The organism is Longimicrobiales bacterium, assembly GCA_035764935.1.
Classification (GTDB): domain Bacteria; phylum Gemmatimonadota; class Gemmatimonadetes; order Longimicrobiales; family RSA9; genus DASTYK01.
The window spans coordinates 1-13,766 of record DASTYK010000193.1 but is presented as its reverse complement, the minus strand read 5'-3'; the positions used below and the strand labels follow the sequence as shown (position 1 = coordinate 13,766).

Below are 13,766 nucleotides of genomic sequence, written 5' to 3'. Positions count from 1 at the left end.
AACGGATATCGACGTCGGCGGGCAGGGCGTCAGACAGCTATTCGACATCAATCCCGAGGACATCGAGAGCATCGAAGTCGTGAAGGGGCCGGCGGCCGCGACGATGTACGGTGCGGACGCATCGGCAGGCGTGATCCAGATCATCACCAAGCAGGGCCGTCCGGGAGCCAACCGGTACACGCAGACGATCTCGCTGGAGTACAACCAGCTCGATCAGAACTGGACGCCGCCGCTGAACTGGGCCGCTTGCCGGGCCTCCGACGTAGCAACGACCAGTCCGGTGGTGCTGTGCCATGGCCTGGCGGTTGGCACACCGATATCGGATCAGCCGCTGCTCCGCAACAATACCTTCCAGGACGGGCACCTGCGCTCGATCGGGTACAGCGGTCGCGGCGGCGGTGAGAACTACGGCTACTACGTGTCGCTGGGCTGGGACGACGAGGAGGCGACGCTCCCGAACAATGCGCTGGACCGCAGGTCCGGCCGCGTCAACTTCACGTTCGTGCCGCGCTCGGACCTGCGCTTCGAGGCGGGCCTGGCGATCAGCAACACGGAGTCGACGTTCCCGATCAACGACAACAACATTTACGGGTTCCTGGGCGGCGGTCTGCTCGGCAACCCGCGCGGTGTGCGCCAGGCGGGTGACACGCTGTGGGGCGGCTGGTACATCGGCACGCGGAACCACGTCGCGATCACGAACATCGAGAGCTCGCTCGAGACGCTGCGCTACACGCCCTCGATCACGACCAACTACACGCCGGCGGAGTGGTTCACGAACCGCCTCACGCTGGGTGCGGACGTTTCGCGGACGCAGGGCACGCAGTTCTTCCCCCGCAACGAAGACCAGTGGTATACCGGCGACCTCAACCTGGGCGACCTCGAGGAAGAGCGCGTCAACTTCGACGTCTACACGGTCGACTACCTGGGTACGTTCAGCACGCTGTTCGGCTCGAATGACGAGTTCAAGGCGGACTTCTCGGTCGGCTTCCAGGCCATCGCGGAAGTGCTGGACAACGTGGCCGGCTTCGGCACGAACTTCGTGACGAACGACAACCGCGTGATCGGCGATGCCGTGCAGATCTCTGCGGACCAGGACTGGCAGAAGACGACGTCGGTCGGCTACCTGGGCCAGGCGAACCTCGCGTTCTGGGACCGGCTCTACCTGCAGCTGGGCGCGCGCATCGACCAGTTCTCCTCGTTCGGTGAGGAGGCGGACCCGTTCTTCCTGCCGCAGGCGGGCGTCTCGTACGTGATCTCGGACGAGAGCTTCTGGGATCCGATCGCGAACATCGTTCCGTCGCTGCGGCTGCGCTTCGCGTATGGCACGACCGGTCGCGCGCCGAGCGCGGGTGCATCGCTGGAGACGTTCAACGCCGCACCCTACTCGATCATCCCCGGTGAATCCGGCAGCGGTGTGACGCCGGACCGGCCCGGCAACTTCGAGCTGAAGCCGGAGAAGGGTACCGAGTTCGAGGCGGGCTTCGAGGCGGGCTTCCTGGATCAGCGGCTCGGACTGGACGTCACGTACTTCCACAAGACGACGACCGACCTGATCCTCACGGTGCCGGTGCCGCCGTCCTCCGGCTACAGCAGCAACCCGTTCCGCAACATCGGCGAGGTGCTGAACAAGGGCTGGGAGGTCGCAGTGCGCGGCACGCCGGTCAACGTGCAGAACTTCCGCTGGGACTTCAATGTCGCGGCGAGCACGCTGCACAACGAGCTGATCGATCTCGGCATCGTCGAGCCGTTCGGTACGCAGAACCGCTTCGACGAGGGTCTGCCGCTGGGTGTCTTCCACGGTTACAAGATCCTGCGCATCCAGAATGACACCGCGATCGTCACGAACGAGCGCGTCGAGCTCGGCAACCTGCTGCCCGACTTCGAGGGTGCGTTCGCGACGACCCTCACGGTCTTCGAGAACTTCGCGCTGAGCGGTCAGCTCGACTGGAAGCAGAACTTCAAGATCTACAACAACACGGCGCAGTTCCGTGACCGCTCGTTCAGCAACTCGGAGCTCGGCGTCAAGCGCTATGACACACCCGGATACTCGCGCGACGAGGTGACGGCCCGCTTCGGCCCGTTCTTCACCGAGGACGGTGATCCGATCCCGTTCACGCAGGTCCAGGACGCGTACATCCAGGATGGCGACTTCGTTCGCCTGCGCGAGCTCGCGCTCACGGTCACGCTGCCCGACAACATGGCGTCGGCGCTGCGCGCGACCAACGCGTCGCTCACGCTCGGCGTGCGCAACCTGAAGCTGTGGACCGAGTACGACGGCCACGACCCCGAAGTGCTCGCGCAGGCGACGCGCAACACGGGCTCAGCCACGTTCCAGCGCGAGGACTTCCTGACGGTGCCGTCACCGCGCCGCTGGGTCGCCAAGCTCAACCTGACCTTCTGAGGACGGAAATGATGAATTTTTATCAGAACCGCTACGTCCGGCTGGCGGCCATCCTCGGGATGGTCGCGACGCCGCTCGCATGCGACGACTTCCTGGACGTACCGGACCCGACGGTTATCGACGAGAGCACGATCGATCCCGTCCGCTTCCTGCCGACGTTCGCAGCCTCGGCGCTCCAGGACGTGTTCGACGCGCTCGACGACCTGATCGTCTACAGCGCGTGGTTCTCGGGTGAGGCGTGGGTCGGTGACACCTTCCCGACCCGCAACGACATCGGGCGCCGCGTCGTCGAGTACACGAACGGCACGCTGACTACCGAAGTCTACGAGCCGATCGCGTTCGCCATCTCGACCAACGAGCGTGTGCTCGAGATCATGGAAGAGAACGACGTCGTCGACAACGAGCTTGCGACCATGGCACACCTCGGCGCGGGGTGGGCGATCCTGCTCGAGGCGGAGAACTTCTGCCAGGTCGTCATCAGCAGCGGTCTCCACAACCTCGGCGCGCCCATGACACCGGCCGAGGGGATGGGCGCCGCAGTCGCTCATTTCGACGCCGCCATCGCGGCCGGAACCGCGGCGGGGCTCGACGACATGGTGCAGGCGGCGTGGGTCGGCAAGGCCCGTGCGCACCTGTTCCGTGACGAGTACCCCGAGGCCGTCGCCGCTGCAGGCAACGTCGACGCCGACTTCGAGTACGAGGTGCCGAAGATGGACGACCCGTCCAACCGCGGGCGCCTCGGCAACACCGTGTGGAGCTTCACGCTCGCACGCTCTGCCCTCGTCGTGCCGCCGTACTACCGTGAGCTCGACGATGATCGCATCGCCTACGAGCTGTGGCTGGACAACAGCGGCGCACCGGTCAAGAGCCAGGGCAACGACTTCGACTTCTACGCCCAGGACGTCTATCCGGGCTGGGGCGCTTCCCTGATGCTCGCGTCTGGCCTCGAGGCGCGCTATCTCAGCGCGGAGGCCGCGCTCAAGGCCGGCAATCCCGCGCCGGCGATCGCACTTATCGCAGAGCGGACCGATCCGACCGCCGAGAGCGGCGACGATATCGACTTCGTCGACGACACCGGCACGCTCGTACAGCTGCTCGACCAGAAGGCCCGCGACCTCTTCCTCCGCGGGACGCACCTGGGCGACTGGCGTCGTAACCCGGACAGCACACCGTACGTGCCGCCGGCTGGCAGCCCCTACTACGCCACTCAGTTCGGCGCTGAATTCGGGGACGTCACCTGCCTGCCGATTCCGCGTCAGGAGGTCGACAACAACCCGAACTTCTGACCGTTCCCGTCTGGATCACGAAGACACGGGCCCGGAGCGATTCGCTCCGGGCCCGTGTCGTTCGAACGACGGATGCATTGCCTTGCGACACCCGCTTCCGCACGCTCAACGTCGGTCCTGCGGCTGTCGCGCCTGGCCCACGCGGACCGCCGCCGCCGTGGTGTCGGCCGCCGCGCGCGTTGGATCCTGGTAGAACGTCTCGACGATGATCACTCCGCTCGCCGCATGGATTCCGTAACGGGTCGCTCCCTCGCTGCCGGTCAGGATCCGCATCGACTCGATGTCACGCGCGGGCAGCTGTGACAGCACCCGGAAGCTGCTGACCCGCACGCCGTCCACGAGCAGCATCGGCGCTTCCGGGATGTAGATGCTCTCCCGTCCCCGCCGCGTAACGCGCACCGGACCCCGCTCGTGATCCGTGATGCTCAGGTGCTCGCCGAATCGCCGCAGCACGTCCCACCCCGTCGAAGCACCCGACAGGCGGATCTGCTCCGCAGTAATGAGCTGCCCATCCCGCTCAGCAACGGCCCCGTTGCCGGACTTGTTCAGGCTGCAGCCGAGCACCAGCGTGAGGGCGAGCACGCCCGGCGCTGCACGTCGCAAGGGGTGGGAAGACATGGGGCCGCTCCGCGAGAGGGTGAGCACACGTGCTGCATGGGGGGTGCCAGTTTCATCCTGTGCCGGACCGCACGCCCACCGCAACACCGTTGACACCCCCACCCGTCCGGCCCACACTGTAAACGGTTCCATTCGCCGCGATCCTGCCGCGGCGCCACGATTCCTGCCGGACGGTGGTGCATGCGACGCTCGCCCCTGGTCCTCCTCTGCCTGCTCCTGCCTGTCGCCGCCTGCGCGCCAGCGACCGCGCCCGATGCGTCCCCGGGCGACGCGCTGTCGGCGGCGGACGTCGCATTCCTCGATACGCTGCAGGAGCGGACCTTCCGATTCTTCTGGGATGTGTCCAATCCTGCGAACGGCCTCGTACCCGACCGCTGGCCGTCGGAGTCGTTCTCGAGTGTGGCCGCGATCGGCTTCGCGATCCCCGGCTATGCAGTGGGGGCGGAGCGCGGCTGGATCACGCGCGGGGAGGCAGCCGACCGCGTGCTGACGACGATGCGCTTCCTCTGGCGCGCGCCGCAGGGCGCCGCCCCCTCCGGCGTCACGGGTCACCGCGGTCTCTTCTACCACTTTCTCGACATGGAAACGGGCCATCGCTTCGCGCAGGTGGAGCTGTCCACGATCGACACGGCGCTGCTGATGGCCGGCGTGCTCTTCGCGCAGCAGTACTTCGACGGCGCGAGCGATGCCGAGCGCGAGATCCGCGCACTGGCGGACTCGCTCTATCAGCGCGTGGACTGGGCGTGGATGGTGGATGACCCGAACCGTATCTCGATGGGCTGGCACCCTGAGACGGGCTACATCGAGTCGGACTGGCACGGCTACGACGAAGCGATGGTCCTGCTGATCCTCGCCCTCGGCTCACCGACGCACCCCGTGGACGAAGCGATCTGGCCCACGTACATGAGCAGCGCGCGCTGGGGTGAGTACTACGGCTTCGAGCACGTCGGCTTCGCCCCGTTGTTCGGGCATCAGTACTCGCACATCTTCGTGGACTTCCGCGGCATCCAGGATTCGACGATGCGCGCGCACGGCATCGACTGGTTCGAGAACTCGCGGCGCGCAGTGCTCGCGCAGCGTGCGTATGCGATCGACAATCCGATGGGCTGGCGCGGCTACGGCGTGGATGCGTGGGGACTGAGCGCAGCGGACGGACCGGCCGACACGGTGCTCGTGATCGACGGCGAGGAGCGTCGCTTCTGGACGTACTCGGCGCGCGGCACGTCGTTCACGGAGACGCGCGACGACGGCACGCTCGTGCCCACCGCGACGGGCGGTTCCATCCCGTTCGCACCCGAGGTCACGATCCCCACGCTGCGAGCGATGCGCGAACAGTGGGGGGAGCATCTCTGGGGCGAGTACGGCTTTCTGGACTCGTTCAATCCGACATTGACGGAGCCCGGTCTGCGGCTCGGCCACGGTCGCATCGTGCCGGGCGTCGGCTGGTTCGACACCGACTATCTCGGGATCGACCAGGGTCCGATCCTGCTCATGGCGGAGAACTACCGCTCGGGTCTGATCTGGGAGCACATGAGACGCAGTCCTTACGTCATCGAGGGACTCAGGCGGGCGGGGTTCACGGGTGGCTGGCTGGACCAGGTGAGTCGCGTCCCATGATACGTCATCCTCCTTCGCGTCTGGACGCGTAGCATGCGACGTCCCGGCCGCGCGTTCATGCCGCTGCTTCCGGCACTGCTGCAACTCGCGTTCGCGGCGTGCGGCGGCGACGCCTCGGCCGGTGGTGCACAGGAGATCCGCTTCTGGGGGATGGGCAGGGAAGGCGAGGTCGTCGCGGAGCTGATCGAGGAGTTCGAGGCGGAGAACCCGGACATCCGCGTGCGCGTGCAGCAGATCCCCTGGACCGCTGCGCACGAGAAGCTGCTCACAGCACATGTCGGCAATGCGACGCCGGACGTCGCGCAGCTCGGCAACACGTGGATCGCGGAGTTTTCCGCGATCGGTGCACTGGAGCCGCTCGATGACTGGATCGCGGCATCGGAAACGGTCCGGCCGTCGTCGTACTTCGAGGGGATCTGGGCGACCAACGAGATCAACGACACGACGTGGGGCGTGCCCTGGTACGTCGACACGCGGCTGGTCTTCTACCGCTCCGACATCCTCGCCGCCGCGGGTTATGACTCGCTGCCGCAGAGCTGGGCCGGCTGGGTAGAGGCGATGAAGGCCGTGAAGCGGGTCGTCGGTCCGGACCGGTACCCGATCTTCCTGCCGACCAACGAGTGGGCGCAGCCGGTGATCCTGGGGCTGCAGAACGGAGCGCAGCTGATCACGACGGACGCGCGCGGCGCGTTCAGCGAGCCCGCGTTCCGCGAGGCATTCGACTTCTACCTGTCGCTCTTCCAGCGGGACCTCGCCCCGACCATGGGGCAGTTCGACGTCGCCAATCCGCACCAGGAGTTCGAGCGCGGGTTCTTCGCGATGTGGATCACGGGCCCGTGGCAGATGGGCGAGTTCAAGCGACGGCTGTCACCGGAGAACCAGGACACGTGGGCGACCGCACCGATGCCGGGGCCCACGGGTGCGGCGAGCGGTTACTCCCATGCCGGCGGTTCGAGTCTCGTGATGTTCAGCGGCTCGGAGCACAAGCAGGCGGCGTGGAAGCTGATCGAGTTCCTGTCGCGGCCCGAGCAGCAGCGTCGCTTCTACGAGCTGACGGGCAGCCTGCCCGCGCGCATGGAGACGTGGCAGCAGACGGACCTGATGAACGACGAGCACGCGCGCGCGTTCTGGGAGCAGCTCCAGCGCGTGAAGCCACTGCCGGCGGTGCCCGAGATCGAATCGATCATGACGGCGGTGCTGCAGCACGCGGAAATGGCGATCCGCGGTGGCACGCCGGCGGGAACGGTGCTGCGTGAGCTGGATCGCACGACCGGCCGCATCCTGGAGAAGCGGCGCTGGATGCTGGCGCGGCAGCAGGAAGAGGTCGCGTCGCCGCGCGGAGCGGGGGCACCGTGACTGCGCCGGCGATGAGCCAGCGTGCGGGCTGGTGGTTCGTGCTGCCGGCGCTCGCACTGATCGGCGGGTTCTACTTCCTGCCGGTCGCCGGGTCGCTGCTGCTCAGCCTCACCGACTTCGACATCTACGCGATCGCGTCGCTCGACAACGCGCGCTTCGTCGGCTTCGGCAACTACCTGGCACTCTTCGAGAACCCGGTCTTCTGGACCGCCGTCCGGAACACGTTCTACTTCGCGCTGGTTGGCGGGCCGCTCACGGTGGCGGTCTCACTCGCCGCAGCACTGCTCGTGAATGCGCGGCTGGTGCGATTCAGGGGGCTGTTCCGCACGATCTACTTCGTACCCTTCGTGACGACGCTGGTCGCGGTGGCGATCGTGTGGCGCTACCTGTACCACCCGCAGTACGGGCTGCTCAACTACATGCTCGGCTGGGTCGGCATCGGCCCGATCGACTGGCTGGGCAACCCGCGCTGGGCGATGCCCGCGATCATCCTGATGGCCGTATGGAAGAACTTCGGCTATCACATGCTGATCTTCATCGCGGGGCTGCAGACGATCCCCGCCGAGCTGTACGAGGCCGCGGAGCTGGATGGCGCGGGGCCGCTGCAGCGCTTCCGTCACGTCACGCTGCCGCAGCTGGCGCCGACGTTCCTGTTCGTCGGCGTGATCACGATGATCGGCTACTTCCAGCTCTTCTCCGAGCCCTACGTGATGACGGCCGGCGGTCCGCTGCGCGCGACGACCAGCCTCGTGCTGCTGATGTACGAGGAGGGCTTCCGCTGGTGGCGGCTGGGCACCGCGGCCGCCGTCGCGTTCGTGCTCTTCCTGATCATTCTCGCCTGGACACTGGTGCAGTTCCGGCTGCAGAAGGAACAGGCATGAGGACGCCGCTCGCGCAGCGCCTGCTGCTCTACGTGCTGCTGCTGCTCGGCGCTGTGATCGCGCTGCTGCCCATGGTGTGGATGGTGTCGGCGTCGCTGATGCCGGCCGGCGCCGCGAACTCGTATCCGCCGCGCCTGTTTCCCGAGACCGTGACATTCGAGCACTACCGCGCGCTGTTCACCCGGCTGAACCTCGGGCGCTACCTCCTCAACAGCACGTTCATCGCCACGGTCGTCACGACGATCTCGCTGCTGATCAACTCCATGGCCGGGTATGCGTTCGCGAAGCTGTGCTTTCGCGGCCGCGACCGCGTGTTCCGCCTGCTGTCGATGGGGCTGGTCATCCCCGTCCAGGTCTCGATGCTGCCGCTCTTCCTGCTCATGCGGGAAATGGGACTGATCAACACGTACTGGGGCGTGATCATCCCCAGCATGGCGAGCATCTTCGGAATCTTCCTCGTCCGGCAGTACGCGTTCTCGATTCCCGACGACCTGCTGGACGCCGCGCGCGTCGACGGCGCCGGCGAGCTGCGCATCTACCTCTCGATCGTGCTGCCGGTGATCCGCCCGATCCTGGCGACGCTCGCGATCTGGACGTTCCTGTCGACGTGGAACGACTTCATGTGGCCGCTCATCGTGCTGAGCGACGATTCGATGTTCACGCTGCCGGTCGCGCTTGCCAACCTGTCGGGCGAGCGCGTGCAGGACACGGAGCTGATGATGGCCGGTGCGGTGCTCACCGTGCTGCCCGTCATGCTCGTGTTCCTCGTGCTGCAGCGTTACTACGTGGAGGGGATCACCCTCGGAAGCGTGAAGGGATGATGGTGAAGACCGCATCGGTCGGACTCGTGCTTCTGCCGCTGCTGGCGTGGGGCTGTGCTTCGGCAGGCGCCGGCACCGGTACGTCCGCGCAGGATGAGCGCGCGGCCGACACGCGTGTGCTCGATGACTTCGAGACCATCGAGGCGTGGCAGCCCGCTCCCGCAAGTGGCGTGCGCCTCGACCTGTCGCAGGACGCCGGCCGGCAGGGCGGCAGCGCACTGCGTATCGACTTCGACTTCCAGGGCAGCGGCGGCTGGGCTGCACTGCGGCGAGACCTGCCGGTCAGGCTGCCGGAGAACTACGAGTTGAGCTTCTGGCTCAGGGCGGACGCGCCCGACAACACGCTCGAGTTCAAGCTGATCGACGAGAGCGGCGACAACGTGTGGTGGGTGAACCGCCCGCGCTTCCAGTTCGCAGGGGACTGGCGCAGGGTCTCCTTCCGCAGGCGTCACGTCACCTTCGCATGGGGACCGGCGGGCGGCGGCGAGATCCGTGACGTGGCGGCGATCGAGCTCGCCATCACTGCAGGGCCGGGCGGTGCCGGCACGGTGTGGATCGACGACTTCACCCTCACACCGCTCGATCCCGTGCTGCCCTACGATCTCACGCCTTCCGTGACCGCGAGCACGACGGCGCGTGGCACCAGCCCCGACGCAGTCCTCGATGCCGACAGCGCGAGTGCCTGGCGCAGCGGGCGCGGCGGTGACCAGGAGCTGCGCCTCGACTTTGGTCGCATGCGCGAGTGCGGCGGCATCCTCGTGCACTGGGTCGACGACCAGCGGGCGTACGACTACGACGTCGAGACGTCCGCCGACGGCAGGAGCTGGCAGACGGTGCGGCGCGTCCGCAGCGGCGGCGGAGCGCGCGACGCGCTGCTGCTGCCGGAAACCGAGTCGCGCTTTCTGCGACTGCGCATGACCCGTGGCGCGGACGCCAGCGGCTACGCCATCCGCTCGCTCGACGTGCAGCCGATCGAGTGGGGCACGAGCCGCAACAACCTGTTCGAGTCCGTCGCTGCAGCGGCGTCGCCCGGCCTCTACCCGCGCTACTTCCTGCGCGAGCAGATGTACTGGACGATCGTGGGCGTGGACGGGGATCAGAAGGAAGCGCTGATCTCCGAGGACGGCGCCGTCGAGCCCGACGTCGGCAGCTTCTCGCTCGAGCCGTTCCTGTTCCACGACGAGCGGCTGCTCGGCTGGGCGGATGCACGCTCGATCGAGCAGTCGCTCGAAGACGACGCCCTGCCGATCCCGTCCGTGCGCCGCGATCACGGCGATCTCGTGCTCACGACCACGTCATGGGCCGATGGCGAGCCCGGCGCATCCACGCTCTGGGTCCGCTACCGCGTGCAGAACACGACGGCCGCGCCGCAGAGCACTCGCCTCTTCGTCGCGCTCCGTCCCTTTCAGGTCAATCCGACCTGGCAGTTCCTGAACAACCCGGGCGGCTCCGCGGTCGTGCGCACGATCGAGATGAGTGATGAAGACGTCGTGATCAACGATGAGCACCTCGTCGTCCCCGTCACGCCGCCGGACTCCTTCGGCGCCGCGACCTTCGACGCCGGCGGGGCTCTGCACTGGATGCGGAACGGCACGGTGCCGCCCGACAGGGCCATCACGGACGGCCGCACGCCGAACCCCGCGTCCTTCACACCGGCAGCACTGACCGCGCTCGACGGCTTCGCCGCAGCATCCGCCGCCCTGCAGTATGATCTTCGATTGCAGCCCGGCGCGGCAGAGGATATTTACATCGCAGTCCCGTTCCATACCGTGGGTGAACTCCGCGGCGGCGAGCAAGCCTCCGTGCTTCCATCTCCGCGCCCTCCGCGTCTCAGCGATGAACAGACCGGAGCCAGAGGCGCCCAGCAGGCAGCGGAGGCCGGCGAGCAGAGTCTCGCCCGCACCACCGAGCGCTGGCGCGAAAAACTCGCCGGCTACGACATCACGCTCCCATCAGATGCGCCGCAGCTCGGCAACCTGCTGAAGAGCATCCACGCGTACGTGCTGATCAATCGCGACGGCCCCGCGATCCAGCCCGGCTCGCGTTCCTACCAGCGCTCCTGGATCCGCGACGGCTCCATGACGTCGGCGGCGCTGCTGCGCCTGGGCGACGAGGACGTCGTGCGTGAGTTCGCCGAATGGTACGCGCCGTACCAGTACGACGACGGCAAGGTGCCGTGTTGCGTCGACCAGAGCGGCGCCGGCGCGGTGCCCGAGAACGACAGCCACGGCCAGCTCATCTACCTGGTGGCCGAGTACCACCGTTTCACCGGCGACGACGCATTCCTTGCGCGCATGCTGCCGCATGTCGAGGCCGCCGTCGCATACATGGACTCGCTGCGTCACAGCCGCATGACGCCGGTGTACGAGACGGCCGACAGCGCCGTGTTCTACGGGCTGATGCCGCAGTCCATCAGCCACGAGGGCTACTCGGCCAAGCCGATGCACTCGTACTGGGACGACTTCTTCGCACTGAAGGGCTTCAGGGACGCGGTCTACGTGGCGGAACAGCTCGGACGCAACGAGCTGGCAGCACGCTGGGCGCAGTTCCGTGATGCGTTCGAGCGCGACCTGGTCGCGTCACTCGAGCGCGCAATGGAGATCCACGACATCGACTACCTGCCCGGCGCCGCCGAGCTGGGCGACTTCGATGCCACGTCGACGACGGTCGGCATCACGCCGGCCGGTGCGACGGACGTCCTGCCGCAGCGTGCGCTGTACCGCACGTTCGATCGCTACTGGTCGAACTTCCAGGCGCGCGCGACCGGCGCAGAGCCGTGGGATGCGTACACGCCCTACGAACTGCGGACCGTGGGCACGTTCGTCCGGCTCGGCCAGCGCGAGCGCGCACAGCAGGCACTCGCCTGGTTCATGGAGCACATCCGCCCGCGCGGCTGGAACCACTGGGCGGAGGTCGTAACCAGCGATGCGCGCGAGCCGCGCTTCCTCGGCGACATGCCGCACGGGTGGGTCGGCTCCGACTTCATCCGCTCCGCAACCGACATCTTCGTCTACCACGACGAGGCGAGTGACGAGCTCGTATTCGGCGCCGGTGTTCTGCCCGACTGGCTCGCCTCCGGCCCTGTCGAGGTGCGGGGGCTGCACACCCCGTTCGGTGTCGTCGGGTACCGCATGGAGCGGCGCGGCGACACCGTAACAATTGATTTCGAGGGCTCGTCCCTGGCGACGCCGCCCGGTGGCTTCGTCGTGCGATCCCCGCTCGACCGGCCCGTTCGTTCACTGACGACAGACGGGATGGCACGCGAAGCGTCGGGCACGGAGATCGTGCTCGAGTCATTGCCGCGCCGTCTCGTGCTGCACTACTGACATGGAATCACTGAAGTCATCCGATGCGCCGCCTCGCTCGCGGGTCCCGGCGCGTGTTCTGTCGAACGGCAGCTACGCGGTGCTGCTCACCGAGCGCGGCGGCGGCATGGCCGCACACCGGGGCTATGCGCTGACGCGCTGGGAAGCCGACCCCGTGCGCGACGGTGACGGCGCGTTCCTCTATGTGCGCGATCTCGACAGCGGCGAGTGGTGGTGCCCGACACCGAGGCCCGCGCGCATGGCAGGCGGTTCGTACCGGGCTGCACTGGACGGCGCCGTTGCAGCCTGGGAGTGCAGGCATTCCGGCATCGAGCTCCGGCTCGAGGTCGCGGTTGCGGTCGATTGCGACGTCGAGGTGCGCAGGCTCACGATCCGCAACACGACGGACCGACCGCGCCGCCTCGAAGTGACGACCTGCGCCGCCGTCGTGCTGAACACGCCCGCGGCCGACGCGGCGCATCCCGCGTTCTCGCGACTCTTCGTGCAGACGTCGTTCGACGCGGAGCGCCGCGCGCTGGTTGCGTGGCGACGCCTCCGTAGCCCGGGCGACCGCCCGCTCTGGTTTGCGCACCGCCTGCTTGCGGGTGACGATGCAGCCGTTGAGCACGAAACCGATCGCGTCCGCTTCATCGGTCGCGGTCGCACCGCTGCGGACCCGATCGCGCTGCGCAGCCGGGAACCGCTGGGCGGCAGCACGGGCAGCGTGCTCGATCCGGTATTCGCTCTCCGCTGCAGCGTGGATGTGCCCGCCGGCGAGGAGCGTTCGGTGCACGCCGTCTATTGCGCGGCCGGTGACGCCTCCACGCTGGAGCGCCTGCTCGACAGTGTCGCATCGCCTGTGGACGCCGACGAGGTGATTGCCGCTCCGGCCGCCCGCGGTGACGACGCACAGGACGTGCTCGGCCTGCCCGAGCGCTGGCTGCGCAACGTCGCGTTCGAGGAACCGTGGAAGGCCGACGGCGTTTCCGCGCAACCGTCGCCTTCGCTGCCTGGCGGGCACGCACAGCCCGCCGGGATCCAGCCACCCGCCGCCGATGATCTCGACATGTTCAACGGGCACGGCGGCTTTTCTGCGTCCGGTGACGAGTACGTGATCCGCGTTCCGTGCGGCGCCGAAGGCGTGCACCTGCCGCCGTTGCCATGGGTCAACGTGATTGCCAACGAACACGCCGGCTGCATCGTCTCGGAGCGTGGCAGCATCCACACGTGGGCCGCCAACAGCCGCGAGAACCGGCTGACACCCTGGTCCAACGATCCCGTCTCGGATCCCCACGGCGAAGCGTTCTGGGTACGTGACGAGGACAGCGGCCAGAGCCACTCACTCGCTCCGGGGCCGCGGCCCGCGCCCACCCGCTACGACGTGCACCACGGCTTCGGCTACACCCATTTTCGCCACGCCCATGACGGCCTCGCCTGCGAAGCAACCGTCTTCGTCCCGCGCTACGAACCCGTGCGCATCG

General features: G+C 67.6%; 9 protein-coding genes. 8 read left to right on the top strand and 1 reads right to left on the bottom strand.

The window, feature by feature from the left end:
• Both VFU06_17070 and VFU06_17065 read left to right on the top strand, forming a co-directional pair.
• Positions 1-2,401, top strand: a 2,401-nt coding sequence (locus VFU06_17070) for a TonB-dependent receptor (GenBank protein HEU5211112.1), incomplete at its 5' end; no start/stop codon positions are given.
• An 8-nt stretch (positions 2,402-2,409) separates the two neighbouring features.
• On the top strand, positions 2,410-3,687 hold the full coding sequence (locus VFU06_17065) for a hypothetical protein (protein ID HEU5211111.1): 1,278 nt from the start codon (positions 2,410-2,412) through the stop codon (positions 3,685-3,687).
• Between the two features lie 105 nt (positions 3,688-3,792).
• On the opposite strand, the gene VFU06_17060 is transcribed toward VFU06_17065, so the two are convergent.
• The gene (locus tag VFU06_17060) at positions 3,793-4,305 is read right to left on the bottom strand and encodes a TonB-dependent receptor plug domain-containing protein (GenBank protein HEU5211110.1); all 513 of its coding nucleotides are present in this window, start codon (positions 4,303-4,305) and stop codon (positions 3,793-3,795) included.
• Positions 4,306-4,485: 180 nt separating this feature from the next.
• Between VFU06_17060 and VFU06_17055 the strand changes: the two genes are divergently transcribed.
• The 6 genes from VFU06_17055 to VFU06_17030 all read left to right on the top strand — a co-directional run.
• Positions 4,486-5,922: a glucoamylase family protein gene (locus VFU06_17055; GenBank protein HEU5211109.1), complete on the top strand. Its 1,437-nt coding sequence runs from the start codon at positions 4,486-4,488 to the stop codon at positions 5,920-5,922.
• Between the two features lie 33 nt (positions 5,923-5,955).
• Positions 5,956-7,278, top strand: a complete 1,323-nt coding sequence (locus VFU06_17050) for a sugar ABC transporter substrate-binding protein (protein ID HEU5211108.1) — start codon at positions 5,956-5,958, stop codon at positions 7,276-7,278.
• On the top strand, positions 7,275-8,159 hold the full coding sequence (locus VFU06_17045; GenBank protein HEU5211107.1) for a sugar ABC transporter permease: 885 nt from the start codon (positions 7,275-7,277) through the stop codon (positions 8,157-8,159). The genes VFU06_17050 and VFU06_17045 overlap by 4 nt, the downstream gene beginning before the upstream one ends.
• Positions 8,156-8,980: a carbohydrate ABC transporter permease gene (locus tag VFU06_17040; protein ID HEU5211106.1), complete on the top strand. Its 825-nt coding sequence runs from the start codon at positions 8,156-8,158 to the stop codon at positions 8,978-8,980. The genes VFU06_17045 and VFU06_17040 overlap by 4 nt, the downstream gene beginning before the upstream one ends.
• On the top strand, positions 8,977-12,306 hold the full coding sequence (locus VFU06_17035) for a discoidin domain-containing protein (GenBank protein HEU5211105.1): 3,330 nt from the start codon (positions 8,977-8,979) through the stop codon (positions 12,304-12,306). The genes VFU06_17040 and VFU06_17035 overlap by 4 nt, the downstream gene beginning before the upstream one ends.
• A 1-nt stretch (position 12,307) precedes the next feature.
• Positions 12,308-13,766 (top strand): hypothetical protein (locus VFU06_17030; GenBank protein HEU5211104.1); only part of this gene is annotated, 1,459 nt, incomplete at its 3' end.

Coding starts and splice junctions, on each gene's coding strand:
- VFU06_17065 (HEU5211111.1), top strand. CDS start 2,410: ATGATGAATTTTTATCAGAACCGCTACGTCCGGCTGGCGGCCATCCTC.
- VFU06_17060 (HEU5211110.1), bottom strand. CDS start 4,305: ATGTCTTCCCACCCCTTGCGACGTGCAGCGCCGGGCGTGCTCGCCCTC.
- VFU06_17055 (HEU5211109.1), top strand. CDS start 4,486: ATGCGACGCTCGCCCCTGGTCCTCCTCTGCCTGCTCCTGCCTGTCGCC.
- VFU06_17050 (HEU5211108.1), top strand. CDS start 5,956: ATGCGACGTCCCGGCCGCGCGTTCATGCCGCTGCTTCCGGCACTGCTG.
- VFU06_17040 (HEU5211106.1), top strand. CDS start 8,156: ATGAGGACGCCGCTCGCGCAGCGCCTGCTGCTCTACGTGCTGCTGCTG.
- VFU06_17035 (HEU5211105.1), top strand. CDS start 8,977: ATGATGGTGAAGACCGCATCGGTCGGACTCGTGCTTCTGCCGCTGCTG.